At 72.9% G+C, this 26885-nt stretch carries 20 protein-coding genes and 1 riboswitch; of the genes, 14 read left to right on the top strand and 6 right to left on the bottom strand.

Annotated features, from left to right (window positions below; genetic code table 11):
- Nucleotides 1-80: 80 nt before the first annotated feature.
- Together B6R96_RS09485 and B6R96_RS09480 are read left to right on the top strand one after the other, a co-directional pair.
- A complete protein-coding gene (locus tag B6R96_RS09485) occupies nucleotides 81-569 on the top strand; it encodes a DUF485 domain-containing protein (protein ID WP_051779728.1) in 489 nt (162 codons plus the stop codon).
- Nucleotides 566-2158, top strand: coding sequence for a solute symporter family protein (locus tag B6R96_RS09480; protein ID WP_053703834.1), 1593 nt, complete (start codon nucleotides 566-568; stop codon nucleotides 2156-2158). Before B6R96_RS09485 ends, B6R96_RS09480 begins: the two co-directional genes overlap by 4 nt.
- Before the next feature lie 6 nt (nucleotides 2159-2164).
- Here the strand turns inward: B6R96_RS09480 and B6R96_RS09475 are convergent, their stop codons facing one another.
- From B6R96_RS09475 to B6R96_RS09465, 3 genes are all read right to left on the bottom strand, one after another.
- Nucleotides 2165-2875, bottom strand: coding sequence for a response regulator (locus tag B6R96_RS09475; protein ID WP_081522247.1), 711 nt, complete (start codon nucleotides 2873-2875; stop codon nucleotides 2165-2167).
- Nucleotides 2872-4473 (bottom strand): sensor histidine kinase, encoded by a 1602-nt coding sequence (locus B6R96_RS09470; RefSeq protein WP_237291389.1) that lies wholly within the window; start codon nucleotides 4471-4473, stop codon nucleotides 2872-2874. The genes B6R96_RS09475 and B6R96_RS09470 overlap by 4 nt, the downstream gene beginning before the upstream one ends.
- A 361-nt stretch (nucleotides 4474-4834) precedes the next feature.
- Nucleotides 4835-6088, bottom strand: a complete 1254-nt coding sequence (locus B6R96_RS09465; protein ID WP_081525045.1) for a citrate synthase — start codon at nucleotides 6086-6088, stop codon at nucleotides 4835-4837.
- Between the two features lie 78 nt (nucleotides 6089-6166).
- On the opposite strand from B6R96_RS09465, the gene B6R96_RS09460 reads away from it, so the two are divergent.
- Complete coding sequence (locus B6R96_RS09460) at nucleotides 6167-7318, top strand: citrate synthase/methylcitrate synthase (RefSeq protein WP_106977475.1); 1152 nt, start codon at nucleotides 6167-6169, stop codon at nucleotides 7316-7318.
- A gap of 30 nt (nucleotides 7319-7348) precedes the next feature.
- Nucleotides 7349-8482, top strand: a complete 1134-nt coding sequence (locus B6R96_RS09455) for a CobW family GTP-binding protein (protein WP_081522245.1) — start codon at nucleotides 7349-7351, stop codon at nucleotides 8480-8482.
- An 84-nt stretch (nucleotides 8483-8566) separates the two neighbouring features.
- On the opposite strand, the gene B6R96_RS09450 is transcribed toward B6R96_RS09455, so the two are convergent.
- On the bottom strand, nucleotides 8567-10645 hold the full coding sequence (locus tag B6R96_RS09450) for a restriction endonuclease (protein ID WP_203351611.1): 2079 nt from the start codon (nucleotides 10643-10645) through the stop codon (nucleotides 8567-8569).
- A gap of 100 nt (nucleotides 10646-10745) precedes the next feature.
- The gene (locus B6R96_RS09445) at nucleotides 10746-13202 is read right to left on the bottom strand and encodes a DNA gyrase/topoisomerase IV subunit A (RefSeq protein ID WP_030385638.1); all 2457 of its coding nucleotides are present in this window, start codon (nucleotides 13200-13202) and stop codon (nucleotides 10746-10748) included.
- A 265-nt stretch (nucleotides 13203-13467) separates the two neighbouring features.
- Here B6R96_RS09445 and B6R96_RS09440 point away from each other — a divergent pair, with 265 nt between their 5' ends.
- The 4 genes from B6R96_RS09440 (at nucleotide 13468) to B6R96_RS09425 (ending at nucleotide 18283) form a co-directional block, all read left to right on the top strand.
- Nucleotides 13468-14820 carry a M16 family metallopeptidase gene (locus B6R96_RS09440; RefSeq protein ID WP_030385639.1) on the top strand — a complete coding sequence of 451 codons (1353 nt, stop codon included), beginning with the start codon at nucleotides 13468-13470 and terminating at the stop codon, nucleotides 14818-14820.
- Between the two features lie 20 nt (nucleotides 14821-14840).
- On the top strand, nucleotides 14841-16208 hold the full coding sequence (locus B6R96_RS09435; RefSeq protein ID WP_030385640.1) for a M16 family metallopeptidase: 1368 nt from the start codon (nucleotides 14841-14843) through the stop codon (nucleotides 16206-16208).
- Nucleotides 16209-16425: 217 nt separating this feature from the next.
- Nucleotides 16426-16584, top strand: a riboswitch (cyclic di-AMP (ydaO/yuaA leader).
- Nucleotides 16585-16597: 13 nt separating this feature from the next.
- A complete protein-coding gene (locus B6R96_RS09430) occupies nucleotides 16598-17401 on the top strand; it encodes a M23 family metallopeptidase (protein ID WP_030385641.1) in 804 nt (267 codons plus the stop codon).
- 204 nt (nucleotides 17402-17605) lie between these two features.
- Entirely contained in the window at nucleotides 17606-18283 is a 678-nt protein-coding gene (locus B6R96_RS09425) for a GntR family transcriptional regulator (protein ID WP_081522244.1), read from the top strand.
- A 683-nt stretch (nucleotides 18284-18966) separates the two neighbouring features.
- On the opposite strand, the gene B6R96_RS09420 is transcribed toward B6R96_RS09425, so the two are convergent.
- Complete coding sequence (locus tag B6R96_RS09420) at nucleotides 18967-19248, bottom strand: HPr family phosphocarrier protein (protein WP_030012489.1); 282 nt, start codon at nucleotides 19246-19248, stop codon at nucleotides 18967-18969.
- 184 nt (nucleotides 19249-19432) lie between these two features.
- Between B6R96_RS09420 and B6R96_RS09415 the strand changes: the two genes are divergently transcribed.
- From B6R96_RS09415 to B6R96_RS09395, 6 genes are all read left to right on the top strand, one after another.
- Nucleotides 19433-22216 (top strand): bifunctional acetate--CoA ligase family protein/GNAT family N-acetyltransferase, encoded by a 2784-nt coding sequence (locus tag B6R96_RS09415; protein WP_081522243.1) that lies wholly within the window; start codon nucleotides 19433-19435, stop codon nucleotides 22214-22216.
- 50 nt (nucleotides 22217-22266) lie between these two features.
- Nucleotides 22267-22869: a DUF5998 family protein gene (locus B6R96_RS09410; protein WP_030385644.1), complete on the top strand. Its 603-nt coding sequence runs from the start codon at nucleotides 22267-22269 to the stop codon at nucleotides 22867-22869.
- A complete protein-coding gene (locus tag B6R96_RS09405) occupies nucleotides 22869-24071 on the top strand; it encodes an alkaline phosphatase family protein (protein ID WP_081522242.1) in 1203 nt (400 codons plus the stop codon). The genes B6R96_RS09410 and B6R96_RS09405 overlap by 1 nt, the downstream gene beginning before the upstream one ends.
- Nucleotides 24072-24144: 73 nt before the next feature.
- Complete coding sequence (locus B6R96_RS09400; protein WP_030385646.1) at nucleotides 24145-24795, top strand: thymidine kinase; 651 nt, start codon at nucleotides 24145-24147, stop codon at nucleotides 24793-24795.
- A gap of 262 nt (nucleotides 24796-25057) precedes the next feature.
- Nucleotides 25058-25210, top strand: a complete 153-nt coding sequence (locus B6R96_RS37225; RefSeq protein WP_158721081.1) for a hypothetical protein — start codon at nucleotides 25058-25060, stop codon at nucleotides 25208-25210.
- Between the two features lie 119 nt (nucleotides 25211-25329).
- A complete protein-coding gene (locus B6R96_RS09395; protein WP_081522241.1) occupies nucleotides 25330-26823 on the top strand; it encodes a UDP-N-acetylmuramoyl-L-alanyl-D-glutamate--2,6-diaminopimelate ligase in 1494 nt (497 codons plus the stop codon).
- Nucleotides 26824-26885 lie beyond the last annotated feature (62 nt).

Here is a 26885-nt window from a genome sequence, read left to right as displayed (position 1 = left end):
GGTACACCAGTCCGGAAAGCGCCGATTCCGCACATCCTTGTGGGCACGCAGCCAATGCGGCAGCGGACAAGGAGAGTTCGGTGGACAAGCACGAAGGTCGTGATACCGGAACGATCCGGTTGGACGACCCCTGGTACGACGCGCTGGCCGTCGGGTGGGGCGAGGGTGAGGAAACGTCCCAGCCGGCCCCGGCCCCCGGCGGCGGACGCCCCGCGCCCGGCGCATCCGACATCTACCTCGAAGTGCAGCGCAGCCCGGCCTTCCAGGAGGTCCGCAGCCGCTACCGTCGGTTCGTCGTCCCCGCCACCACCGGGTTCTTCCTCTGGTACGTCGCCTACGTGGTCGCCGCCACCGCGGCGCCCGGCCTGATGGCCCGGCCCGTCGTCGGCGCGGTCAACGTGGCCATGCTGGCGGGCCTCGGCCAGTTCCTCAGCACCTTCCTGCTGACCTGGGCGTACGCCCGGCACGCGCGGCTGCGCCGGGACCGGGCCGCGCTCGACCTGCGCTGGACCGTCTTCGAGCAGGAGCGCGGCCAGGAGCGGAACCGGGCGAGGAGGGCGGGCCGGTGACCACCGAGCACCAGACCCTCGCGCTGATCCTGTTCAGCCTCTTCATCGCGGTGACCCTCGGCATCACCACCTGGGTCAGCCGCAACCGGCACGGGTCGGCCGAGGAGTTCTACGCGGGCGGGCGGTTGTTCTCCCCCATGGAGAACGGTTTCGCCATCGCGGGCGACTACATGTCCGCCGCCTCCTTCCTCGGCATCTCCGGTCTGATCGCCCTCTTCGGCTACGACGGGCTGCTCTACTCGGTGGGCTTTCTCGTGGCCTGGCTCGTGGTGCTGTTCCTCGTCGCCGAACTGGTCCGCAACTGCGGTCGCTTCACCCTCGCCGACGTGGTCGCCGCCCGGATGAGCGAGCGCCCGGTCCGGATCGCGGCCGGCACCTCCTCGGTGGTCGTCTCCGTGCTCTACCTCATCGCGCAGATGGTCGGCGCGGGCAGCCTCGTCGGCCTGCTGCTCGGGAGTTCGGGCCCCGTCGCCCGCACCCTCACCGTGGTGGGGGTCGGGGCGCTGATGGTGGTCTACGTGTCCTTCGGCGGGATGCGGGCCACCACCTGGATCCAGATCGTGAAGGCCGTGCTCCTGATGGGCGGGGCCATCACCTTGACCGTGCTCGTGCTGCTGCGTTTCCACGGGAACTTCGACCAGCTGCTCACCAGCGCCGCCGACCGCAGCGGTCACGGACGGGCGTTCCTGAGCCCCGGCCTCAAGTACGGCGGCGACTGGACCGCCCGCATCGACTTCATGAGCCTCGGTCTCGCGCTGGTCCTCGGGACGGCCGGGCTGCCGCACATCCTGTCGCGCTTCTACACCGTGCCCACCGCGCGGGCGGCCCGCCGCTCGGTGGTGTGGGCGATCGCGCTGATCGGCGGCTTCTACCTGATGACCATCGTCCTCGGCTTCGGGGCGGCCGCCCTGGTGGGGCCGGACGAGGTGCGGGCCTCCAACGCCTCCGGGAACACGGCCGTTCCGCTGCTGGCCGCCTTCCTCGGCGGGGGCGCGGGCTCCACCGGCGGCGCGGTGCTGTTCGCCTTCGTCGCCGCCATCGCCTTCGCCACCATCCTGGCCGTGGTCGCCGGCATCACCCTCGCCTCCTCGGCCTCCGTGGCACACGACCTCTACGCCTCCCTCAAGCGCCGGCACGCCAGGCAGCGCAGCGAGGTCGCGGTGGCCAGGGTCGCCGCCGTCGGCATCGGGGCGGTCGCGATCGCCCTGGGGCTGCTCGCCCAGAACCTGAACGTGGCGTTCCTGGTGGGACTGGCCTTCGCGGTGGCGGCCTCCGCCAATCTGCCGGTGCTGCTCTACTCGCTGTTCTGGCGCGGCTTCACGACCCGCGGGGCCGTCTGGTCGGTGTACGGAGGCCTGATCCCGGCGGTGCTGCTCGTGCTGGTCTCGCCGGTGGTGTCGGGCAGTGCGGAGTCCCTCTTCCCCGGAGTGGACTTCCAGTACTTCCCGCTCCAGAATCCGGGGATCGTCTCGATCCCGCTGGGCTTCCTGGCGGGCTGGCTGGGCACGGTCACCTCGCGGGAGGAGCCGGACGAGGCGAAGCACGCGGAGACGGAGGTCCGTTCCCTGACCGGCGCCGGGGCCGTCTGAGCGAGGTCAGGCCGGCCCCTCCGACGGCAGCCAGGTGTAGCGGTGCTCGGGGCGGCCGGTCTCGCCGTAGCGCAGGGCGAGGCTGACCCGGCCGGTGCGTTCCAGGAGCTTGACGTAGCGCTGGGCGGTCTGACGGCTGATGCCGGCGCGGTCGGCGATCTGCTGGGTGGACAGGGGTCCTTCGGCGGACAGCAGCACCTGGCGGACCAGCTCCGCGGTGGTGGCGGAGTGGCCCTTGGGGAGCTCGTTGGAGGATCCCGCGGTGGCGAGCGCGCCGAAGATCCGGTCCACCTCGGCCTGCTCGGCCTCGCCGCCGGTGTCCAGTGCGCGGCGCAGGGACGCGTAGGCCTCCAGCCGGGTGCGCAGCCCGGCGAAGGTGAAGGGCTTGACCAGGTACTGCAGGGCTCCGAGACGCATCGCGGCCTGCACGGTGGCGAGGTCACGGGCGGCGGTCACCATGATCACGTCGGTGCGGTGGCCGAGTTGGCGCAGGCGCCGCACCAGGTCCAGGCCGTTCTCGTCGGGCAGGTAGTGGTCCAGGAGGACGAGGTCGACCGGATGCGTGGCGAGGAACTCCAGGGCCTCGGCCGCCGAATGCGCCTGCGCCGTCACCCGGAAACCGGGAACCTTCGCCACGTACGCCGCGTTGATCCGGGCAACACGCGTGTCGTCGTCGACGACCAGGACGACATGAACCCTGCTCGGGGTCTCGCTCATCGCAGGGCCTCCGGGAGTACGACGGAGAACTCCGCCCCTCCGTCCTCTGCTTCGCCGGCCCGGGCGCTGCCGCCCTGCCGCTCCGCGAGGCGGCGTACGAGGGCGAGCCCCAGCCCGCGCTCGCGGTGGGCCCGGGGCTGCTTGGTCGACCAGCCCTCCGTGAAGATCTCCTCGCGGCGGGCGGCGGGAACCCCGGGGCCGCTGTCGCGCACCCGCAGCACGGCGGTACGGCCCTCCGCACGCAGCTCCACCTCGACCAGCGGCGCCGCGGAACCGGCGGCCGCGTCGAGGGCGTTGTCCACGAGGTTGCCGAGGATCGTGACGAGACCGCCCGGGTCCACCAGGCGGTCGGGAAGGAGGGTGGTCCCCGCCAGCCGCAGCGGGACGCCGCGTTCGGCCGCGACGGTCGCCTTGCCCACCAGCAGCGCGGCCAGCAGCGGGTCGTGGACCTTCTCGGTGACCTGTTCGGCCGTCGTACGGTGCACCCCGGCGACCTCGGTCACGAACTCCACCGCCTCCTCGTGCAGGCCCAGCTCCAGCAGGCCGAGGAGGGTGTGGAGGCGGTTGGCGTGCTCGTGGTCCTGGGCGCGCAGGGCATCGATCAGACCTCGCGTGGAGTCGAGTTCGCGGCCCAGGCGCTCCAGCTCGGTGCGGTCGCGCAGGGTGGCGACGGCGCCGCCGTCCTCGGTGGGCATGCGGTTGGCCACCAGCACCCGGGGCCCCTGGACGGTGAGCAGGTCCCGGCCGGTGACGCGGCCCGACAGTACGTCCGCGGTGCGGCCCGCACCGAGTACGTCGTCCAGCGGGCGCCCGGCGCAGCGGTCGGCGGCGTCCGGGGCGAGGCCCAGCAGGCGCGCGGCCTCGTCGTTGACCAGCCGGACCCGGCCGTCGGGGGCGAGGGCGATGACGCCCTCGCGGATGGAGTGCAGCATGGCCTCGCGCTCGGCGAGCAGTCCGGCGATGTCGGAGAAGGCCAGATCGCGGGTCTGCCGCTGGATCCTCCGGGAGAGCAGGTAGGCGGCGAGGGCGCCCGCCGCCAGGGCGCCGCCCGCGTAGGCGAGGAGACCGGGGATCGCGCCGAGCAGCCGGTCGCGGACGCTGTCGTAGGCGATGCCGACCGAGACGGCGCCGACGATCTCGCCGTCGGCCGCGAGGAGCGGGACCTTGCCCCGGGCGGACCGGCCCAGGGTGCCGTCGTCGATCTCCATCACCTCGCGCCCCGCGAGGGCGTCGCTCGGGTCGGTGGAGACGGGCAGTCCGATCCGGTCGGCGCTCGGGTGCGAGCGGCGGATGCCGTCCAGGTCGAGCACCACCACGTACTCGGCCCCGGTGGCGCGGCGGATCCGCTCGGCCGAGGCCTGTACGGGGCTGTCGGGAGAGGGCCCCGAGGCGAGCAGCCCGCCGGCCAGCGACGGGTCGGCGGCGGCGCTCTGCGCGATGGCCAGGGCGCGCCGCATGGCCTGGTCGTCGAGCTGGGAGCTCAGGGGCGCCAGGAACAGTCCGGTGGCCAGGACGACGACCCCGGCGGCGATGGCCAGCTGGGTCAGCAGGATCTGGGAGACGGCCCGTCTGGGCAGCCCGAGGCGCCGAGCGCTCATGAGGGGGAACCGCATGGGCAGCAACGGTAGGTCGGCCTCGGCGCAAGCGGAATGCTTCCGCCCGGCTTGTCGGGTTCGCCACTCCCGTCTTGTCCGGGCCGTGCTCCAGGACTCGCTGCGGGTGAAGTGCGTGTCGCAGGGCTCGGGGGGTCCGGCAAGCCCCCCAGGCCGTCACTTTCGGATCCTGTCGGGTGAGCCCGGGTCGTCCGGTGCCATGGGGTCTCCCCAGGCCCGCCAGGGCCGAGGGGAAGCATCGCAAGGCGGAGGGGCGCCCGTGTACCGGACGTACTCGGGCGCCCCGACAACGCGGCGAGGTGCTGTGCCGGGCGGGCCGGGCCCGACAGGATCCGGAAGAGACGGCCTAGGCCTCCGGCACCGGCACCGGCATCGGCTGCGGCGGGCGGGGGCCGTGGTACTGCCCGCTCGGGCGCATCCGCAGCGGTCGCTCCTGGTACTCCTCCAGCGCGTGCGCGATCCAGCCGGCCGTACGGGCCACCGCGAAGACCGTCTCCCCGGCTTCGGCCGGCATTCCGCAGGACACCGTCAGCACCGCCAGCGCCAGGTCCACATTGGCGTGCAGCCCGCCCTGCCGGGCCATCACCGCGGCCACCTCGCGCGCCGCGCCCAGCGCCGGACCGGCCTGCTCCAGCGTCTCCAGGCGGGCGAAGAGGGCCCGCGCTCGCGGGTCCTCGCCCTGGTACAGCCGGTGGCCGAGCCCGGGGACCCGGCGTCCGGCCCGCAGGTACTCGGCCACCACCGGCGCGGCCCCGCCCTGTTCCAGCACCTCCACCAGCATCCGGTGCGCGAGCCGCCCCGCCGCGCCGTGCAGCGGCCCCTCCAGGGCGCCGAGCCCGGCGGACACGGCCGCGTACGGATGGGCCCGGGCCGACGCGGCCACCCGTACGGCCAGGGTCGAGGCCGCCAGATCGTGGTCGACCAGCAGCCCGAGCGCCAGGTCCAGTACGGCCAGTGCGTCCGGGTCGGGCTCCCGCGCGGTCAGCCGCGACCACAGCTGCCGGGCGATCCGGCCGTCCCCGGCCCACCCGTCCGGGCCCGCCGCGGGCAACGCCCCGACCAGGGTGGGAACCAGGGCGCGCGCGGAGCCGAGCACCGCCTCCTCGGACAGGTCGAAGCGCAGCGGATCCGCCACGGCCGCCGCGGCGACCGCCACCCGCAACCGGTCGATGGGGCCACCGTGCTCCGGCAGTGCGGCGACCGCCCGCCGGGCCGCCGCCAGGGCCTGCGGGGGAGCGGTGAACCGGGCCCCGGGCGCGATGGCGCCCGTCCAGAGCCACTCGGCGACCGCCTCATAGCGGTAGCGGGAGGCCAGTTCGACGGCGTCCACGCCGCGGAAGTAGTAGCGGTCGGGCTCGATGAGGGTGAGAGCGGTGCGCACGGTGAGGTCCCCGGTGGGGGCGGCCGCCTCGCGGCGGCTCCGCCGGGCCAGCGCCTCCACCTCGGCGGCGTCGAAGCTGCTGCCCCGCCCGGCCGGGTCGCGGCGGCTGGTGAGCTGGCCGCGGCTCACGTACGCGTACACGGTCGCCGGTTTCACCCCGAGCGCGCGCGCCGCCTCCTGTGTGCTGAGCCTGCGCCCGCCGTCCGTCTGGTCGCTCATGACCACACCCTACAGATGATCGATGCATTGATTGAATCAACATTGACAAGGATTGAATCCATCATGGATGGTCAATCCATGGACAGCACTCTGGAAGTACCCCGCGGTCTCGCGGGAGTCGTGGTCACCGAAACCGGGTTGGGCGATGTCCGGGGCCGGGAGGGCTTCTACCACTACCGCCAGTACTCCGCCGTCGAGCTCGCGGCCACCCGCGGCTTCGAGGACGTGTGGCACCTGATGTTCCGCGGCACGCTCCCGGTGGACGCAGCGGAGCGCGCCGCCTTCACCGCCGAGATCGCGCCCCTGCGCCGACTGCCCCAAGAGGTACGGGATGCCCTGCCGGACCTCGCCCGGGCCACCCGGCTCTCCGGCCCCCTCGCCGGACTGCGCACGGCACTGTCGCTGCTCGGCGCCTCCGCCGGCTTCCGCCCGGTCTACGACCTCGACCCCGGCCGCCGGGCCGCCGACGCGCTGGCCGCCTGCGCTGCCGTACCGACCCTGCTGACCGCCCTGCACCGGCTGGGGCAGGGCCTGGAGCCCGTGGAGCCGCGCGACGACCTCCCGTACGCCGCCAACTACCTCTACATGCTGACCGGCCGGGAACCCGATCCGGCCCGGGCCCGTGCCGTCGAGCAGTACCTGATATCCACCGTCGACCACGGCTTCAACGCCTCGACCTTCACCGCCCGCGTGATCGCCTCCACCGGCGCCGATGTCGCGGCCTGCCTGACCGGGGCGATCGGCGCGCTCTCCGGCCCCCTGCACGGGGGCGCCCCCAGCCGGGCCCTGGACACCCTCGATGCCATCGGCACCGTGGACCGGATCGGTCCGTGGATCCGCGAGCGGGTCCTGGCGGGCGATCGGATCATGGGCTTCGGTCACCCCGTCTACCGCACCGAGGACCCCCGCTCACGCATGCTGCGCGAGATCGCCCTCCGGTTCGGCGGTCCCCTCGTGGACTTCGCCGTCGAGGTCGAGCGCCAGGTGGAGGAGATCCTCGCCGAACTGAAGCCGGGCCGGGAACTGCACACCAACGTGGAGTTCTACGCGGGCGTGGTCATGGAACTGTGCGGGCTCCCGCGCGAGATGTTCACGCCCACCTTCTGCGCGGCACGGGTGGTCGGCTGGAGCGCCAACATCCTGGAACAGGCGGCCGACTCGAAGATCATCCGCCCGGCCGCCCGGTACACCGGCCCCACCCCGCCCCAGCCGGTGCCGCTCCTGCCCTGAGGGATCCCGCCCTGCGGGATCGTGCCCTGCATGATCCTGGCTACGATCGACCGGGTGAACAGCAGGCAGCCCATCCCCGTCGTCGTCCTCGCCGGTTTCCTCGGATCCGGCAAGACCACCGTGCTGAACCACCTCCTCGCCGGGCGCGGAGGCACCCGCATCGGGGTCGTCGTCAACGACTTCGGATCGATCGAGGTCGACGCGATGTCGGTGGCCGGCCAGGTCGGGGACTCGATGGTCTCCCTCGGCGGCGGCTGCCTGTGCTGCGCCGTCGACGGCAGCGAACTCGACGCCTACCTGGAGAAGCTCTCCGCACCCGTCCACCGGATCGACGTGATCGTCATCGAGGCGAGCGGGCTGGCCGAGCCCCAGGAGATGATCCGGATGCTCATGGCCAGCGAGAACCCGGACATCCGGTACGGCGGCATGGTGGAGGTCGTGGACGCCGCCGAATTCGACGCGACCCGGGCCAGGCACCCGGAGACCGACCGCCACCTCGCCGTCGCCGACCTCGTGGTGCTCAACAAGACCGACCGGGTGGACGCGGCCGAGCGGGCCCGGATCGAGAAGGAACTCGCCGCGCTGTGCGCCCCCGGCACCCCGGTCGTGGGCGCCGATCACGGGCGGATCGACCCGGAGCTCCTCTTCGACCGGCGGCCCTGGACCGAGACCCGCGGACAGCTCTCCTTCGAGGACCTCCTCTCCGAGGCGGCCGGCCACGATCACGACGGCTGCGACCACGTGCACGCCGCGTACGAGAGCACGGAGTTCACCTCCGAGCAGGCCCTGTCCCCGCGCCGGTTCATCGACTTCCTCGACCGGCGCCCGGCCGGGCTGTACCGGATCAAGGGCTTCGTCTACTTCGGCGTACCCGGGCACGAGGAGCGCTACGAGGTCCACGCGGTCGGCCGCTTCCTCCGCTTCGCCCCACGGCCCTGGGGGCGGGGCGAAGCACGCCTGACGCAGCTCGTCCTGATCGGCGCGGGCACCGACGGCCCGGGGCTGCTGCGCGACCTGGAGGCCTGCCGCGAGCCGGCCCCGCACGAGGCGCGCCCCGAGAGCATGTGGGGCGTGCTCCGGTACGTCGCCCGGCCCGCGGAGCCGGCAGAGCCGGCAGAGCCCGCGGAGGGGGCCGACTCCGGGACCGGCTCGCACGAGGGCTGAGGGAGCCGACACCCTTACTTCGGGCCGGGGTTGCTGTCACCGGGACGACCCCCGGCCTCGAGCTTCGGGCGACCGCCCGACCGCTCAGGCGACCTCGACCCCGTACTCGCCCAGCAGGGCCTCCAGGCCGCCGCGGTACCCCTTGCCGCCGATCACGAAGTCCCAGTCGCCGTTGGCGCGCCGCCGGAACGAGCCGAGGACCAGGGCCGTCTCGCCGGCGCGCCCGTCAGAGACGTCGAGCCGGCCCAGTTCCTCCCCGCCGGCCGACAGCAGCCGGATATGGGCGTCGGTGAACCCGGCGAGGTCGGCGTGCGGATCCACCTCCGGGTCGATCGCGGCCACCAGGACCAAGCGGTCGGCCTGCGACGGCAGGGCGTCGAAGGAGACCTCCAGCGCCGCCTTGTCGGGCATCGCGTGCTCGCGGGAGCGGACCGAACCGTCCGGGGTGCGCGGGTTGTTGAAGAAGACGAAGTGGTCCTCGCTCAGCACCCGGTTGCCCGTGCAGACCAGGGCGCACACGTCCAGGGCGACCGCGCCCGACCAGGACATGCCGAGCACGTTGTGGTCCGCCGGGGGAGCCGGCTCGGGCTCGGGCGCCCGCCGCGCGGGCGCCGCGGCGCTGCCGCCCCCGAGACGGCCCCGGAGCCCGTACTGGTGGAGCAGCTCGACCAGGTCCGCGCCGGGAACCAACTCCAGCGGCTTGCCGTTGGCAAAGGTGTACGACCCCGGCCCGAAGGACGCGGTGGTGACCAGCACCCCCTTGTTCGCCCCCTTGTCCTGGACCGTGCCGTACAGATCACGCACGGCCGTCGGCGGCACCGTGTTCCGGTAGCGCTTGACCTGCACCACGATCCGCCCGCCCCGGATCGGCGCCGGGTCCACCGCCTCCACGTCCACCCCGCCGTCGCCAGAGCGCTGCGTGGTCACCGCCTCCATGCCCATCGCCCGGAACAGCTCGGCGACCAGGTTCTCGAAGGCGATCGGGTCCATCACGAAGAGATCCGGCTCGTCCTCGTCCGCGCCGCCCCCGTGCCCGCCGTGGCTGACGACACCCCCGCCGACCTCGTCGGGCCGGCGCCCGGGGCGCACCGCCGTCAGCTGGTCGGGCCGCGCCGACAACAGCCCGCCCAGCCCCGAGACCAGGCAGTCCACCGCGCTGACCTGTTCCAGCCGCAGCCCGGAGAAGGCACTCCGTTCGGCCGGCACCGTGGAGAGCACGAACCGCGCCTCCTGCCCCGTCACCGGATCGTGGCAGTCCACGAAGCCGTTGACCACGACCGAGTCCAGTACGCCGAACTCGTCCGCCGCGTACAGCTCGCGCACCACCAGCAGCACGCACTGGGCCAGCAGGTCCCGGTACAGGGCCCGCCGCTCCGTGACCGGGCGCGGCTTCACCTTGTCCTGGTCCGTGCTCGGCAGGTACTGCACGGCCCGGGCCTCCGGCACGACCGCGTACCCGGGCAGTTCCCAGTCCAGCACCAGCTGGCGCGCGGCGGGGTCGTAGGCGGCAGCCACCTGCCGGGGCAGCCCCTCGGGCCAGGCCTTCGAGGCGTACAGGGCTGCCGAGAAGTACTCCACCGCAGCCTCGGCATCGCCCGCGCGCAGCGCGTCGGCCAGCTCGGTGAGCCCGCTGTTGTGCGCCCGCACCCCGGCGAGCTGCTCCGCCGCCCACCGGTCGTACTGCTGCCGGTACGCGGCCAGTTGCTGCTGCCGCTGTGCCTCAGCGGCGTTCGCGGCCTGCCAGGCCTGCGTGTAGCGGGCGTGGGCCTCCCGCTCCGCCTGCGCCCGGTGGTTCGAGCCGAGCGTCCAGCCGCTGCTCTGCCGCTGGAAGTCCTCGATGCGGGGCATCGGCACCGGCTGCGCCAGGGCCCCCGGGTTGAAGGGCTCCAGCCGGTCGGGCCGGGCCAGGTCGGATATCCGGAACGCCGGTGCCCGGCATCCCGCGGCCAACAGGCCCTTGAGGGCGGTGACCTCGGCGTCGAGCTGCGCGGTGCGCCTGAGGGCCTCGGCCTCGCGGTACTGCCGGTGGCTCCGGTTCGCGTCCCGTTCGTAGGCCCGCTGCCGGCGCTCGGCCTCCCGCTGCTGGATCTGCTGCGTCTGTTGCTGACGACGCTGGGCCTCCGCCCAGTTCCCGATCAGTCCGCTTCCCGCTCGACGGCTCATCAGTTGTGTTCTCCCCCCACCGCGTCCACGGGGAAAACACTAGTCGGCATTCGGGTGGTACGTCCCCCCGGTCGCACCACCCGAATGCCCTTCTGCGTCCCTACAGCGCGGCTCCCGCCAGCGCCGCGACGACCGCCGGCAGTGCGGCCCCCGAGCCGTCCCGGCGCGGGTCCACGGCGGGCAGTTCGGCCGGAGTGCCGTTCGCCGTCGCCGCGCGGGCGGGGGAGCCGCCCGCCCATGCCAGTACCAGCACGTCCTCGCCCTTCAGGAACCGCTGGCAGCGCACGCCGCCCGTGGCCCGGCCCTTGCGCGGGTACTGGTCGAAGGGGGTCAGCTTCCCGGACGTCACCGAGTCGTCCAGGGTGCCGTGCGAGCCCGCCACCGTGAAGACCACGGCCTCCCGCGCCGGGTCCACGGCCGAGAAGTGGATCACCTTGGCGCCGTCGGCGAGCTTGATGCCGGCCATGCCGCCCGCCGGGCGGCCCTGCGGGCGGACCTGGCCCGCCGGGTAGCGCAGCAGCTGGGCGTCGTCGGTGATGAAGACCAAGTCCTCCTCGCCCGTGCGCAGCTCGACCGCGCCGACGATCCGGTCGCCGTCCTTGAGGGTGATGACCTCCAGCTCGTCCTTGTTCGCCGGATAGTCGGGCACGACGCGCTTGACCACGCCCTGCTCGGTGCCCAGCGCCAGACCCTGCGAGGACTCGTCCAGCGAGGTCAGGCAGATCACCTTCTCGTCCGCCTCCAGCCCGGAGAGGAACTCCGAGACCGGGGCGCCGCCCGCCAGGTTCGGCGCGGCGTGGGTGTCCGGCAGCTGCGGCAGGTCGATCACCGACAGCCGCAGCAGCCGCCCGTACGAGGTGACCGCGCCGACATCGGCCCGGGCCGTCGCCGCGACCTGCGAGACGATCAGGTCGTGCTTGGCGCGGGCGCCGCCCTCCTCCTCCGGCAGCGCCTCGCCGTTCGCCGTACGGGCCAGCAGGCCCGTCGAGGACAGCAGCACCCGGCACGGGTCGTCCGCGACCTCCAGCGGAACCGCCGCCACCGCGGTGCCCGCGGACTCCAGCAGCACCGTGCGGCGCTCGGTGCCGAACTTCTTCGCGACCGCCGCCAGTTCCGCGGAGACCAGCTTGCGCAGCTCGCTGTCCGACTCCAGGATCCCGGTCAGCTCGTCGATCTCGCCGGCCAGCCGGTCGCGCTCGGACTCCAGCTCCAGGCGGTCGAACTTGGTGAGCCGGCGCAGCGGGGTGTCCAGGATGTACTGGGTCTGGATCTCGCTCAGCGAGAACCGCTCCATCAGCCTGGCCTTGGCCTGGGCCGAGTTCTCGCTGTCCCGGATGAGCCGGATGACCTCGTCGATGTCGATGAGGGCCACCAGTAGGCCCTCGACGAGGTGCAGCCGGTCGCGGCGCTTGGTGCGGCGGAACTCGCTGCGCCGCCGGACGACCTCGAAGCGGTGGTCGAGATAGACCTCCAGCAGCTCCTTGAGGCCCAGGGTCAGGGGCTGCCCGTCGACCAGCGCCACGTTGTTGATGCCGAAGGACTCCTCCATCGGCGTCAGCTTGTAGAGCTGCTCCAGCACCGCCTCCGGGTGGAAGCCGTTCTTGATCTCGATGACCAGGCGCAGGCCGTGCGCACGGTCGGTGAGGTCCTTGACGTCGGCGATGCCCTGGAGCTTCTTCGAGCCGACCAGGTCCTTGATCTTCGCGATGACCTTCTCGGGGCCGACCGTGAAGGGCAGTTCGGTGACGACCAGGCCCTTGCGGCGCGCCGTCACGTCCTCGACGGCCACCGTCGCGCGGATCTTGAAGGTGCCGCGCCCGTTCTCGTAGGCGTCCTTGATGCCCGAGAGGCCGACGATCCGGCCGCCCGTGGGCAGGTCGGGACCCGGCACGAAGCGCATCAGCGCCTCCAGGTCCGCCTGCGGGTGGCGGATCAGGTGGCGGGCGGCCGCGATGACCTCGCCCAGGTTGTGCGGGGGCATGTTGGTGGCCATGCCGACCGCGATCCCGGACGCGCCGTTGACCAGCAGGTTCGGGTACGCGGCGGGCAGCGCGACCGGCTCCCGCTCCTGGCCGTCGTAGTTGGCGGTGAAGTCGACGGTGTCCTCGTCGATCGACTCCGTCATCAGTGACGTGGCGTCGGCCATCTTGCACTCGGTGTAACGCATTGCGGCCGGCGGGTCGTCGTTGCCGAGCGAACCGAAGTTGCCGTGGCCGTCGACCAGCGGCAGCCGCATCGAGAAGGGCTGCGCCATGCGGACGAGGGCGTCGTAGATCGACGCGTCACCGTGCGGGTGGAGCTTGCCCATGACCTCGCCGACGACACGGGCGCACTTCACGTAGCCGCGGTCGGGGCGCAGGCCCATCTCGTTCATCTGGTAGACGATGCGCCGGTGCACCGGCTTCATGCCGTCCCGGGCGTCGGGCAGGGCGCGGGAGTAGATCACCGAGTACGCGTACTCGAGGAAGGAGCCCTGCATTTCGTCGACGACGTCGATGTCGAGGATCTTCTCCTCGAAATCCTCCGGCGGCGGGGTCTTCGTGCTGCGGCGGGCCATCGCTGCGCGGCTCCTTAACCAAAATGGGGTGTGCTGGGTGTCTGGCGGGGTGTCTGGCTCGGTCTGACGGTCTTGTGGTGTCCGGCGAGGGTACGACGCGGACCATTGTGGCCCGACGCACCGACAACGCCGACTCCGACCCCGGGGGTCCCCCGGACGGAGTGCGGGGGAGTGACCCGGGAACTTATCCGGCGGCCGACGCGCTTGCATACAGTGGCAGGTCGATAAGAAATCTCTGCATCGCGATCGAAGGGACCACATGCCCATGGGTCACACGGCCACAGCCCAGGCCGGCTCCGGCGGCCTGACAGCGACCGAGCACCGGCTGGCCAACGGCCTGCGCGTGGTGCTGTCCGAGGACCACCTGACCCCGGTCGCCGCGGTCTGCCTCTGGTACGACGTCGGCTCGCGCCACGAAGTCAAGGGACGCACCGGTCTGGCTCACCTCTTCGAGCACCTGATGTTCCAGGGGTCGGCGAGCGTACCGGGCAACGGCCACTTCGAACTGGTCCAGGGCGCCGGCGGTTCCCTCAACGGCACCACCAGCTTCGAGCGCACCAACTACTTCGAGACGATGCCGACCCACCAGCTGGAGCTCGCGCTCTGGCTGGAGGCGGACCGGATGGGGTCCCTGCTGGCCGCCCTGGACGACGAGTCCATGGAGAACCAGCGCGACGTCGTCAAGAACGAGCGCCGCCAGCGGTACGACAACGTTCCCTACGGCACGGCCTTCGAGCGGCTCACCGCCCTGGCCTACCCCGAGGGCCACCCGTACCACCACACCCCGATCGGCTCCATGGCCGACCTGGACGCCGCGTCCCTGGAGGACGCGCGCACCTTCTTCCGTACGTACTACGCGCCCAACAACGCGGTGCTCTCCGTCGTCGGGGACATCGACCCCGAGCAGACGCTCGCCTGGGTGGAGAAGTACTTCGGCACCATCCCGGCGCACGACGGCAAGCAGCCGCCGCGCGACGGCTCGCTGCCCGACATCATCGGGGAGCAGCTGCGCGAGGAGATCGTCGAGGAGGTCCCGGCGCGTGCGCTGATGGCCGCCTACCGGCTGCCGCACGACGGCACCCGTGAGTGCGACGCCGCCGACGTGGCGCTGACCATCCTGGGCGGCGGCGAGTCCTCGCTGCTGCACAACCGGCTGGTGCGCCGCGACCAGAGCGCCGTCGCGGCCGGCTTCGGCATGCTGCGCCTGGCCGGGGCCCCCTCCCTGGGCTGGCTGGACGTCAAGACCTCCAGCGGGGTCGAGATCCCCGCCATCGAGGCGGCCGTGGACGAGGAGCTCGCGCGGTTCGCCGCCGAGGGCCCGACGGCCGAGGAGATGGAGCGGGCCCAGGCGCAGCTCGAGCGCGAGTGGCTGGACCGGCTGAGCACGGTGGCCGGGCGCGCCGACGAACTGTGCCGCTTCGCGGTGCTGTTCGGCGACCCGCAGCTGGCGCTGACCGCCGTCCAGCGCGTCCTGGACATCACCGCCGAGGAGGTGCAGGCCGTGGCCGCCGCCCGACTGCGCCCGGACAACCGCGCGGTGCTCGTCTACGAGCCGATCGCCGCCGACGAGGCCGACCAGCACGACGAGTCCGACGAGAACGAGGGGGCGGAGCAGTGAGCGACACCGCAGCCGTCACGATGAGCTTCCACCCGCAGCCCCAAGCCGGCGAGCCGCAGCCGTGGGCCTTCCCGGCCCCCGACCGCGGGCAGCTGTCCAACGGGCTGACCCTGCTGCGCTGCCACCGGCCGGGCCAGCAGGTCGTCGCGGTCGAGGTCAATCTCGCCGCGCCGCTCGACGCCGAGCCCGCCGGCCTGGACGGCGTGGCGACCATCATGGCGCGGGCGCTCTCCGAGGGCACCGACAAGCACTCCGCCGAGGAGTTCGCGGCCGAGCTGGAGCGCTGCGGCGCCACCCTCGACGCGCACGCCGACCACCCGGGCATCCGGGTCTCGCTGGAGGTCCCGGCCTCCCGCCTGCCCAAGGCGCTGGGCCTGCTCGCCGAGGCGCTGCGCGCCCCGGCCTTCGCCGACGCCGAGGTCGACCGGCTGGTGCGCAACCGGCTCGACGAGATCCCGCACGAGCTGGCCAACCCGCAGCGCCGCGCCGCCAAGCAGCTCTCCAAGGAGCTCTTCCCGGCCACCCTGCGGATGTCCCGGCCGCGCCAGGGCACCGAGGAGACGGTCGCCCGGATCGACTCCGCCGCCGTACGCGCCTTCTACGAGGCCCACGTACGGCCCGCCACCGCCACCGCGGTGGTCGTCGGCGACCTGACCGGCATCGACCTGGACGCCGTGCTGGCGGACACCCTGGGCACCTGGACGGGCAACACCGCCGCCGCCCTCCCGGTGCCGCCGGTGACCGCGGACGACACCGGCCGCGTGGTCATCGTGGACCGGCCCGGCGCGGTCCAGACGCAGCTGCTGATCGGCCGGATCGGGGCGGACCGCCACGACCGGGTGTGGGCGGCCCAGGTGCTCGGCACGTACTGCCTGGGCGGCACCCTCACCTCGCGCCTGGACAAGGTGCTGCGCGAGGAGAAGGGCTACACCTACGGGGTGCGCGCCTTCGGCCAGGTGCTGCGCTCCACCGCGGACGGCAAGGGTGCCTCGATGCTCGCCATCAGCGGCTCGGTGGACACACCGAACACGGGCCCGGCGCTGGAGGACCTCTGGAAGGTGCTGCGCACCCTCGCCGAGGGCGGTCTGACCGACGCCGAACGCGATGTCGCCGTACAGAACTTGGTGGGCGTCGCCCCGCTGAAGTTCGAGACGGCGGCCTCGGTCGCGGGCACCCTCGCGGACCAGGTCGAGCAGGAACTGCCGGACGACTACCAGGCGCAGTTGTACGCCCAGCTGGCCGAAACCGGCACGGTGGAGGCGACGTCGGCGGTCGTGAAGGCCTTCCCGGCGGACCGGCTGGTCACCGTCCTGGTGGGCGATGCGTCGCTCATCGAGGAGCCCGTGCGGGCCCTCGGGATCGGTGAGGTCACGGTCGTCTCCAACTGACGGTCGGGCGACGGCTCCTTGAGGGCCGGCTGAAGGTTTCAGCAAGGGGTTCTGGTGACTTGTTCACCGGAACCCCTTTTGTCCGTTTAATGGTGAGGTTGCTTGTATGCGGTGTGGCGTACGCAACAAAAAGCCGCGTCTGTTTGGCGATTGACTGATGATCCGCCTAGCGTCGGCCGTGCTGTCCGTCAGTTGTGCCCGCCGCACCCGCGGCACCGGGCAGCGATCGCCGAGTCCCCGTCAGGCGCGAGCCTGGGGAGCCGGGGACCCACATGAGTCCCTGGGGTGAATCGGACCCCCTCGTAAGAGGAGGCCCGTAGGAGACCTTCCTGCTCCGAACCCGTCAGCTAACCCGGTAGGCGAGAAGGAAGGAAAGGATCAAACCCTTCATGGCGTTTGGCAGTCGTCCCGCTGGTTCCGGTAAGCACCGTGGTTCCAGCCGTCTGAGCCGCAAGACCGCCGGTTACGCCGGTATCGCCGCGATCGCCACCACGGGTGTCGTCGGCTCCCTCGCCGCCCCGGCCTTCGCCGCGGACAACCACAGCAGCAACATCGGCCAGGACAACGGCCTCGGTGCCGTCGTCGTCGCCGACGAGCTCGCGGGTGACATCTCCGAGCAGGCCGACGCCCAGCACCGCGCCGCCGAGCACGCCGCCGCCAAGGCGCAGGCCGAGGCCGACGCGAAGCAGAAGGCCGCGGAGGCCAAGCGCCTCGCCGAGGCCAAGGCGAAGGCCGAGCGCGAGGCCGCCGAGCGCGCCGCCCGCGAGGAGGAGCGCAAGCGCCTCAACACCTTCGTCGCCCCGGTGGACGGCTCCTACGTCAGCACGCAGTACCACGCGGGCGGCGGCATGTGGTCCTCCGGCAGCCACACGGGCATCGACTTCCACGCCGCCTCCGGCACCTCGGTCCACGCCGTCGGCGTCGGCACCGTCGTCGAGGCCGGCTGGGGTGGCGCGTACGGCAACAACGTCGTCATCAAGCACAACGACGGTACGTACACCCAGTACGGGCACATGACCTCGCTGAACGTCTCGGTCGGCCAGCAGGTCACCCCCGGCCAGCAGATCGGCCTGTCGGGCTCCACCGGCAACTCCAGCGGCCCGCACCTGCACTTCGAGGCCCGCACGGGCTCGCAGTACGGCTCGGACATCGACCCGATCGCGTACCTGCGCTCGCACGGCGTCGAGCTCTGACGCTGCCCCGAGCAGCTTCGGCTCCACCTTCTGCTCCACCGAAGACCCCGGCTCCCCGAGCCGGGGTCTTTGTGTTGCGCGTCCCTGTGCAAATGTTTCGCATTTTCGGCTGCTCTCGGAAATTATCGTGTGTTGCAATAGAGTCTCGGTACGCGCATGTGCGTGCAATCAGGCTGGCAGTCGGAAATAGGCGGAGGTTCGGTCTTGCGTATTCCTGCGCACGCGGTATGCACAGCAATCCGCGACGACATCGTCTCCGGGGCGTTCGAGCCGGGCGCGCGGCTGACCGAGGAGGTGCTGGCCCGCCGGTACGGGGTCTCGCGCGTCCCGGTCCGCGAGGCCCTGCGGACCCTGGAGTCCGAAGGCTTCGTGACCACGCGGCGCCATGCGGGGGCCTGCGTGGCCGAGCCGACCGAGCAGGAGGCCGCGGACCTGCTGGAGCTGCGGATGCTGCTGGAGCCCCTGGCGGCCGCCAGAGCGGCCCGGCGGCGCACCGACGCACACCTCAAGGTGCTGCGGGGGCTGGTCAGGCTGGGGCAGGAGCGGGCCAGGCGGGGCCAGGGGGAGGACCTGCGCTCCCTGGGCGGCTGGTTCCACGAGACGCTCGCGCAGTCCTCCGGCAGCCCCGGGCTGATCGCGCTGCTCACGCAGATGCGGCACAAGGTCGCCTGGATGTACGTGGTGGAGGCGCCGGCCCGGCCGGTGGAGTCCTGGGCGGAGCACGGCGCGATCGTGGACGCGGTGGCGCGCGGGGACGCCGAGCGGGCGCGGGCGCTGACCGTGCTCCACGCCGAACGGGCGGCGGGGGCGCACCGGCTGCGGGTGCGCGCGGCGGTGAGGACTTCGCAACCTGCCGTAAACATGTCGAGCGGCCGGCATTAACAGGACCCGTATACAAAGGGTGGAATCGCGCATCGCGTGAATTCGCTGCACGGCGGCCGGTCGGATTGTGCGCCGGGCCGATTTTCCGTGCCGAATTCCTGCGGAGCTCAATTCGGAGTACGGCGGATTTGTGCGGGGCCCTTTTCCGGCCGAGCGGGATCTTCCCGGTGCGCCGCGAGCGGCCGACGCCGGGTCGCACCCGGCAGTGCGGGAGCGCCCCGCGGGGCGCCCGGGCAGGTCGAGCACCGACGGCGCGGACCGACGCGGTGCGTTGTGCGTGCGGGTGCGGGTGCGGGTGCGGGTGCGGGTGCGGGTGCGGGTACGGGTATGGGTACGGCGCCGGCGCGAGCCCGTAGGTGTGCGCCCTCGCTCCGCCGGGCCGGGGCCGTGCCGGAGATCTGCGCCCGCGAGTGCATCGCGACCCGGGCGGTCGTCGCACCCGGTGGGCCGGCGGCGGTCTGCGCTTGGGCGGCGATGCTGTGCCGGACCCTGCGGGCTGCGGCCCTGTGCACCGTGTGCCCGTGCTGCGGGACGGCCGCGGCTCCCGGCCGGGGGCGGGCGGCAAGGGTGCGGCCCGGCAGGGGGGTTGCGAGGGGGCGGGGCGGGCCCCGTGCCGGATGCGGCGAAGCCGCGGTCCCGGGAGCGGGGGCCGCGGCTTCGTGCGTGAGGTCGAACCCGAAGGGTCAGACGGTCTCGGGGAGCTCCTCGAGACCCTCGGCGACCAGCTTCGCGAGGCGGTCGAGCGCGGCGTCCGCACCCTCGGCCTCGGAGGCGAGGACGATCTCCTCGCCGCCCTGGGCGCCCAGGCCCAGAACCGCCAGCATGGAGGCGGCGTTGACCGGGTCGCCGCCGGACTTCGCGATGGTCACCGGGACGCCGGAAGCGGTCGTCGCACGGACGAAGATCGAGGCGGGACGAGCGTGCAGGCCCTCGGCCCAACCGACGTTGACGCGGCGCTCTGCCATGGTGATGCCCTTCAGGTTCTTACGGTTGTCTAGACCAGTCTCTCACGACGTCCGGAATGCTCGGACCGACCTTCGGCCTGATTTTTTCGCCGTTCGACCTTCCCCAGCTTGCACTGGTTTGTCCCATCCTGCCTAATACGCCGCGCGAGCACTGTCCCGCCCGATCCGGCCGTAAGGTAGGCCCATGACCATCGAGTCGGACCCCTCGTACCCGGCCCACTGGGAAGCCGACGTCGTCCTGCGCGACGGCGGTACCGCCCGGATCAGGCCCATCACCACCGAGGACGCGGGCCGGCTCGTCAGCTTCTACGAACAGGTCTCGGACGAGTCGAAGTACTACCGCTTCTTCGCGCCCTACCCCCGGCTCTCCGACCGCGACGTGCACCGCTTCACGCACCACGACTACGTGGACCGGGTCGGGCTCGCCGCGACCATCGGCGGGGAGTTCATCGGGACCGTCCGCTACGACCGCATCGGCCCCGACGGCCGGCCCGCCTCCGGGCCCGCCGACGAGGCGGAGGTCGCCTTCCTCGTCCAGGACGCCCACCAGGGCCGCGGGGTCGCCTCCACCCTCCTCGAACACATCGGCGCGGTGGCCCGCGAGCGCGGCATCCGGCGGTTCGCCGCCGAGGTGCTGCCCGCCAACAACAAGATGATCAAGGTGTTCACGGACGCCGGGTACCAGCAGAAGCGCAGCTTCGAGGACGGCTCCGTCCACCTCACCCTCGACCTCGAGCCCACCGCCGAGTCCCTCGCCGTGCAGCGCGCCCGCGAACAGCGCGCCGAGGCCCACTCCGTGCAGCGGCTGCTGGCCCCCGGCTCGGTGGCCGTCGTCGGGGTCAGCCGGTCCGGCGCCGGTGTGGGCGCGGCCGCGCTGCGCAACCTCCGCGACAGCGGCTTCCGCGGCCACCTCTACGCCGTCAACGAGGCCGTCACCCGCGACCTCCTCGACGGCGTCCGGGCCTACCCCGCGATCGGGGCCATCGGCGCCCCGGTCGACCTCGCGGTGATCGCGGTCCCGGCCGAACGGGTCCCCGAAGCGGTGGCCGCCTGCGGCGAGCACGGGGTCCAGGGACTGGTCGTCCTGTCCGCCGGCTACGGGGAGAGCGGCCCGGCCGGCCTCGCCCGCCAGCGCGAACTGGTGCGGCAGGTGCGCTCGTACGGGATGCGGCTGATCGGCCCGAACGCCTACGGGGTGATCAACACCGCCCCGGACGTCGAACTCAACGCCTCCCTCACCCCGGCGCCGATGCCCACGCGCGGCCGGATCGGCCTGTTCACCCAGTCCGGGGCGATCGGGATCGCCCTGCTCTCCGGGCTGCTCCGGCGCGGCGAGGGGCTGTCCTCCTTCGTCTCCGCGGGGAACCGGGCCGACGTCTCCGGCAACGACATCCTCCAGTACTGGTACGACGACGAGGCGACCGATGTCGCCCTGCTCTACCTCGAAACCCTCGGCAACCCAAGGAAGTTCACCCGCCTCGCCCGCCGGACGGCGGCCGTCAAGCCGGTGGTCGTGGCCAAGGGCGGCCGCCACAGCCCCGCCGGGCACGTCGTCCCCGGCACCAGGCTCCCGGAGGCCACCGTCTCCGCGCTGCTGCGCCAGGCCGGCGTCATCCGCGTCGACACGGTCACCGAGTTGGTGGACGTCGGCCTCCTGCTGGCCGCGCAGCCGCTGCCGGCCGGGCCCCGGATCGCCATCCTCGGCAACTCCGAGTCCCTCGGGATCCTCACCTACGACGCCTGCCTCACCCAGGGCCTGCGGCCGCTGCCGCCCCTGGACCTGACGACGGCCGCCTCACCGGCGGACTTCCGCACCGCCCTGACCGACGCGCTCCGCTCCGAGGACTGCGACGCGGTCGTGGTCACGGCCATCCCCTGGGTCAGCGAGGACGCCCCCACGGACGACCTGGCCGGTGCGCTCCGCGACGCCGTGGCCGAGCACCCCGGCAAGCCGGTGGCGGTGGTCCACGTCGAACTGGAGGAGCTCGTCGAGGCCCTGTCCGCGGTACGGGGCCTGCCGCACCCCGCCCCCTCCCCGGCCGGCGGCCCCGCCCCGGACCCGCAGTCCCGGGCGGGCGTGCCCACCGCTGCCGGGGCCTCCATCCCCAGCTACCCCGCCGCCGAGCGGGCGGTCAAAGCCGTCGCCGAAGCGGTCCGGTACGGCCAGTGGCGCCGGGCCCTCGCCGACGACGACGGGCGGGTCCCCGAGTACGAGGACATCGACGAGACCGGAGCCGCGGCCCAGCTGGCCGCCCTGCTCGCGGACGTCGACGCCGGGGCCGCACTCACCCTGACCGACTGGCACGCCCGCGAGCTGCTCGCGCGGTACGGGATCCGGGCCCTGCCCACCCTGCCCGCGCCGAGCGCCGACGCGGCGGCCCGGGCCGCCGCGGTGCTCGGCTACCCGGTGGCGCTCAAGACCACCGCCCCGCACCTGCGCCACCGCGCGGACCTGGGCGGCGTACGGCTCGACCTCACCAACGAGGCCGAACTGCGGCGTTCGTACGAGGAGCTCACCGACGCGCTGGGCAAGCCGGCCGAGCTCCTGCCCGTGGTGCAGGCCATGGTGCCGCGCGGGGTCGACACCGTCGTGCGGTCCGTCATCGACCCCGCCGCGGGCGCCGTCCTCTCCTTCGGGCTCGCCGGGGTCGCCTCCGAGCTGCTCGGCGACACCGCGCACCGGCTGGTCCCGGCCACCGACCGGGACGCCGCCGGGCTGATCCGGTCCATCCGGACCGCGCCCCTCCTCTTCGGCTGGCGCGGCAGCGACCCGGTGGACACGCCCGCCCTGGAGGACCTGCTCCTGCGCCTGTCCCGCCTGGTGGACGACCACCCCGAGGTGATCGACGTCCGTCTGGAGCCCGTCGTGGTCGCCGCCGAGGGGGTGTCCGTGCTCAGCGCCACCGTCCGCGTCGCCCACGCGCCCGCCCGCGGAGACCTCGGCCCGCGGACCCTCCCCAGTTACTGACCGGGTACGGCGCGGCCTGAGGGCCCCGTACGGGCCTTAGGATGGACCTCATGGCGAAATCCGGTACGACGACCCAGGGGCTGCGCACGGCGATCGAGCGCAGCGGCTACTACCCGGCCCTCGTGGCCGAGGCCGTGGAGGCCGCGGTGGGCGGCGAGCCGATTTCGTCGTACCTGGTCCACCAGGAGACGACCTTCGACTCCAACGAGGTGCGCCGACACGTCACCGTGCTGGTCCTGACCGGCAACCGCTTCATCGTCAGCCACACCGACGAGCAGGCCGCCGACGCAGGGTCCCCCTCCCCGTACGCGACCACCTCCACCGAGTCGGTCAAGCTGTCCAGCATCTCCTCCGTGGTGCTCAGCCGCGTCGTCGCCAACCCGGAGTCCTACACCCCCGGCACCCTGCCCCGCGAGGTCGTCCTGACCATCGGCTGGGGCGCGGTCTCGCGGATCGACCTGGAGCCGGCCGCCTGCGGCGACCCGAACTGCGACTCCGACCACGGCTACACCGGCAACTCCACCGCCGACGACCTCAGCCTGCGCGTCAGCGAGGCCGGCGACGGCCCGGAGGCGGTGCGCCAGACCCTGGTCTTCGCACAGGCACTCTCCGAAGCCACAGCGGCGACGTCCACCTCCACCCCCGCCCGCTGATGGCGTACTCCGCGGCGCAGGAGTGGCCCGAGCCGGAGCTCCTGGACCTGGCCGGCGCCCCCGTCCCGGAGTACGGCAGCGGGTCGCTCGCCGATCTGCTGCCCACGCTCGTGGCGGGCCAGGGCGTACCCGGCTTCACCGCCGCGATCCCCGAGCTGACCCCGGCCGACCGGAACTGCGTGTTCCTTGTCGACGGCATGGGCTGGGAGCAGATCAAGGCCCACCCGGACGAGGCCCCGTACCTCACCTCCCTGCTCGGCAGCTCGCGCGGCGGCACCGGCCGCCCGATCACCGCGGGCTTCCCGGCGACCACCGCCACCTCGCTGGCCTCCGTGGGCACCGGCCTGCCGCCGGCCCGCCACGGCCTGCCCGGCTACGCCGTCCGCAACCCGGCCACCGGCGAACTGATGAACCAGCTCCGCTGGCACCCGTGGACCCCGCCGAAGCCCTGGCAGCCGTACCCGACCGTCTTCCAGCAGGCGGACAAGGCCGGGGTGGCGACCGCCCAGGTCTCCTCGCCCGCCTTCCAGACCACCCCGCTCACCAAGATCGCGCTGAGCGGCGGCACCTTCCTCGGCCGGATGACCGGCGAGGAGCGGATGGACCTGGCGGCTGAGCGCCTCGCGGCCGGTGACCGCTCGCTCGTCTACACCTATTACAGCGAGCTCGACGGGGCCGGTCACCGCCACGGCGTGGACTCCGATGCCTGGCGCGGCCAGCTGATGTACGTGGACCGGCTCGTCCAGCGGCTCGCCGAGCAGCTGCCGCCGCGCACCGCCCTGTACGTGACCGCGGACCACGGCATGGTCGACGTCCCCTTCGACGAGGACTCCCGGATCGACTTCGACGAGGACTGGGAGCTCGGCGCGGGCGTGGCCCTGCTGGGCGGCGAGGGCCGGGCCCGGCACGTGTACGCCGTGCCGGGTGCGCAGGCCGACGTGCTGACCGTGTGGCGCGAGGTGCTCGGCGACCGGTTCTGGGTCGCGAGCCGCGATGAGGCCCTGGAGCTGGGCTGGTTCGGCACGCCGGGGGAGTGCGACGAGCGGGTGCTCGGCCGCATCGGCGACGTGGTCGCGGCCGCCCAGGCCGATGCCGCGATCACCGCCTCGCGCAACGAGCCGAACGAGTCCGCCCTCGCCGGAATGCACGGATCCATGACTGCGGCGGAGCAGCTCGTCCCGCTGCTCGAGATCCGCACCTGACCCACGTCGGCCCACCGCCCCGACCCCCTGCCGCCCACCACCTGCCCACGACCCGAAAGGTCTCGTACTTCCCATGCCCGAGCTGGTGTTCTTCTCCGGAACGATGGACTGCGGAAAGAGCACTCTGGCGCTCCAGATCGCGCACAACCGCGATGCGCGAGGACTCCAGGGCGTGATCTTCACCCGTGACGACCGGGCGGGCGAGGGCAAGCTGTCCTCGCGCCTCGGGCTGGTGACGGAGGCGGTGGAGGCGCCGGAGGACATGGACCTGTACGCCTACCTGGTCGCGCAGTTGTCCAAGGGCGGCAAGGCGGACTACGTGATCGTGGACGAGGCGCAGTTCCTGACCCCGGAGCAGATCGACCAGCTCGCCCGCATCGTCGACGACCTCGGGCTGGACGTCTTCGCCTTCGGTATCACCACGGACTTCCGCACGAAGCTCTTCCCGGGCTCCCAGCGCCTGATCGAGCTGGCGGACCGGCTCGAACAGCTCCAGGTCGAGGCCCTGTGCTGGTGCGGCGCCCGGGCCACGCACAACGCCCGCACGGTGGGCGGGGAGATGGTCGTCGAGGGCGCCCAGGTCGTCGTCGGCGATGTGAACCGTCCGGCGGAGGAGATCGGCTACGAGGTCCTCTGCCGCCGCCACCACCGCAGGCGGATGACCTCGGCCGCGGCCCGGGCCGGCACCCTCTCCCCGGACGTCCTCCCCGTCAACCACGCCTGACACCTGACACCTGACGGCTCCCGGCTGCCGCTCCTGCGGCACGGCGGCCGAGGGCGAGCAGCAGTACGAGAAGCCGCCGGACGGCGCCGTGGTCCGTGCGCGCCGGGACGAGCGCCGCCCCCACCCGCCCCACCCGCGCCGCCGCCTTCCGCCGGTGCGTCCACGCACGGGGACGGCCGGTCGCCGGCCCGGCCGGACCGGCGGACATCGCGGGCCGGCAGCGGCGATCCCCGGGCCGCCGGGTGGGCCGTACACTCGGCCCATGGGTCGCACACGTTCCTCGAGGCAGTGCCTGCAGCAGGCCGCCTCCGGGATGCGCCCGGCCGCCGGGCTCACGACCGTCGTCGACCCGGCCGACGCGGCCCTCGCCGTACCGCCCAAGACGCGCCGTACCGCCCTGCACGGGCACGGCTAGCGCTTCGCGCCTCCGGCGCCTCCGCTCCACATCACCACAGCAGCTTCCCGGCATGCCGCCGGCGCTGCCGCCTGGCTACGGCCGCACGCCCGGGCCCGAGCCCCCTCGAAGGGACCATTGTGAAGCTGAGCGAATTGCTGGCCGGGCAGGAGCACCACGTCCTCCAGGGTGATCCGGACACGACGCTGATCACCGCGGGAACCACCTACGACGCCGACCGGGTGACCCCGGGCTCGCTCTTCATCGCCGTACCCGGACACCGGGAGGGCGGCCCCGGCTCCGTCCTGCCCGCCCTGGCCCGGGGCGCCGCCGCCGTGCTCGTCGACGGCAGCGAACCCGCCCTGCCGGCCGCGGTGTGGCCCTTGGGCGCCTGCGTCGTCCGGGTACCCGACACGCGGACGGCCGCCGCGGTGGTGACCTCCCGCTACTTCGGCGAGCCCGGCAGGCGGATGGACATGGTGGCGATCACCGGCACCAACGGGAAGACCTCCGTCTCGTACATGGTCGAGTCCGTCCTGCGGATCGCCGAGGGATCCAGGGTGGGGGTCATCGGAACCGCCGGCAGCAGGATCGGCGACGAGCCGATCCCCATGCCGCCATCGGTGCTGACCACGCCGGAATCCCCCGACCTGCAATACCTCCTGGGGTACATGCGCGACCACGGGGCCGCCGGCGTGGTGCTGGAGGCCACCTCGATGGCGCTGCTGACGCACCGGGTGGACCGTACGTTCATCGACGTCGGGGTCTTCACCAACCTCACGCAGGACCATCTGGACGACCACGGGACCATGGCGGACTACCGGGACGCCAAACTGCGGCTCTTCCAGGGCCTGTGCCGGCGTGCGGTGGTCAACGCCGACGACCCGGTGGGCGCGTCCATCGTGTCGATGATGCCGGGTGCGGTGACCACGTACGCGCTCGACCGCCCGGCCGACTACCGGGCCACCGATCTCGTGGTGAGCGCCGCGGGCACGCGGTTCACCCTCCACCACGACGGACGCGCCTACCCGGCCTCGATCCCCGTCCCCGGCCGGTTCTCGGTGGCCAACGCCCTCGCCACGGTGGCGGCCTGCCACGTACTGGGGCACGAGCTGGGCGCCCTGGTCGACGCGCTCGACCGGATGCCGCCGGTCCCGGGCCGGCTGGAGCGCTTCCGGACCCCGCTGGGCACGTCGGTGATCGTGGACTACGCCCACTCGCCGGACTCCCTGGACAAGGTCCTGACCACCATCCGGGGCTTCGCCCGCGGCCGGGTGATCACGGTCTTCGGCTGCGGCGGGGACCGCGACACCACCAAACGGGCCGAGATGGGCCAGATCGCCGGAAACCACTCCGACCTCTGCGTCCTGACCTCGGACAACCCCCGCAACGAGGACCCCGAGGCCATCCTGGACCAGGTCTCCACCGGCCTCGCGGCGACCGGCACCCCCTTCCGGCGCTACACCGACCGCCGCCGGGCGATCGGCTTCGCCCTGTCCGAGGCGGGCCCCGACGACACGGTCCTGATCGCCGGCAAGGGCAGCGAACCGCACCAGATCATCGGCGAGCAGCTGCTCCCCTTCAGCGACATGGCCACGGTGCGCGAACTCGCCCTCGATCCGCTCCACGGCTGAGTCCACGCGGACCCGGCCGCGGCGGCGGGCGTGGCGTGGGGATTTGTGCGGGTTGTCGGGTG

The organism is Streptomyces sp. Sge12, assembly GCF_002080455.1.
Classification (GTDB): domain Bacteria; phylum Actinomycetota; class Actinomycetes; order Streptomycetales; family Streptomycetaceae; genus Streptomyces.
Note: the sequence above shows the minus strand (reverse complement) of the source record. Positions and strands in the feature narration are given on the sequence as shown.

Coding starts and splice junctions, on each gene's coding strand:
- B6R96_RS09475 (WP_081522247.1), bottom strand. CDS start 2,875: ATGAGCGAGACCCCGAGCAGGGTTCATGTCGTCCTGGTCGTCGACGAC.
- B6R96_RS09470 (WP_237291389.1), bottom strand. CDS start 4,473: ATGAGCGCTCGGCGCCTCGGGCTGCCCAGACGGGCCGTCTCCCAGATC.
- B6R96_RS09465 (WP_081525045.1), bottom strand. CDS start 6,088: ATGAGCGACCAGACGGACGGCGGGCGCAGGCTCAGCACACAGGAGGCG.
- B6R96_RS09460 (WP_106977475.1), top strand. CDS start 6,167: ATGGACAGCACTCTGGAAGTACCCCGCGGTCTCGCGGGAGTCGTGGTC.
- B6R96_RS09455 (WP_081522245.1), top strand. CDS start 7,349: ATGATCCTGGCTACGATCGACCGGGTGAACAGCAGGCAGCCCATCCCC.
- B6R96_RS09450 (WP_203351611.1), bottom strand. CDS start 10,645: ATGAGCCGTCGAGCGGGAAGCGGACTGATCGGGAACTGGGCGGAGGCC.
- B6R96_RS09445 (WP_030385638.1), bottom strand. CDS start 13,202: ATGGCCCGCCGCAGCACGAAGACCCCGCCGCCGGAGGATTTCGAGGAG.
- B6R96_RS09440 (WP_030385639.1), top strand. CDS start 13,468: ATGGGTCACACGGCCACAGCCCAGGCCGGCTCCGGCGGCCTGACAGCG.
- B6R96_RS09435 (WP_030385640.1), top strand. CDS start 14,841: ATGAGCTTCCACCCGCAGCCCCAAGCCGGCGAGCCGCAGCCGTGGGCC.
- B6R96_RS09430 (WP_030385641.1), top strand. CDS start 16,598: ATGGCGTTTGGCAGTCGTCCCGCTGGTTCCGGTAAGCACCGTGGTTCC.
- B6R96_RS09420 (WP_030012489.1), bottom strand. CDS start 19,248: ATGGCAGAGCGCCGCGTCAACGTCGGTTGGGCCGAGGGCCTGCACGCT.
- B6R96_RS09415 (WP_081522243.1), top strand. CDS start 19,433: ATGACCATCGAGTCGGACCCCTCGTACCCGGCCCACTGGGAAGCCGAC.
- B6R96_RS09410 (WP_030385644.1), top strand. CDS start 22,267: ATGGCGAAATCCGGTACGACGACCCAGGGGCTGCGCACGGCGATCGAG.
- B6R96_RS09405 (WP_081522242.1), top strand. CDS start 22,869: ATGGCGTACTCCGCGGCGCAGGAGTGGCCCGAGCCGGAGCTCCTGGAC.
- B6R96_RS09400 (WP_030385646.1), top strand. CDS start 24,145: ATGCCCGAGCTGGTGTTCTTCTCCGGAACGATGGACTGCGGAAAGAGC.
- B6R96_RS37225 (WP_158721081.1), top strand. CDS start 25,058: ATGGGTCGCACACGTTCCTCGAGGCAGTGCCTGCAGCAGGCCGCCTCC.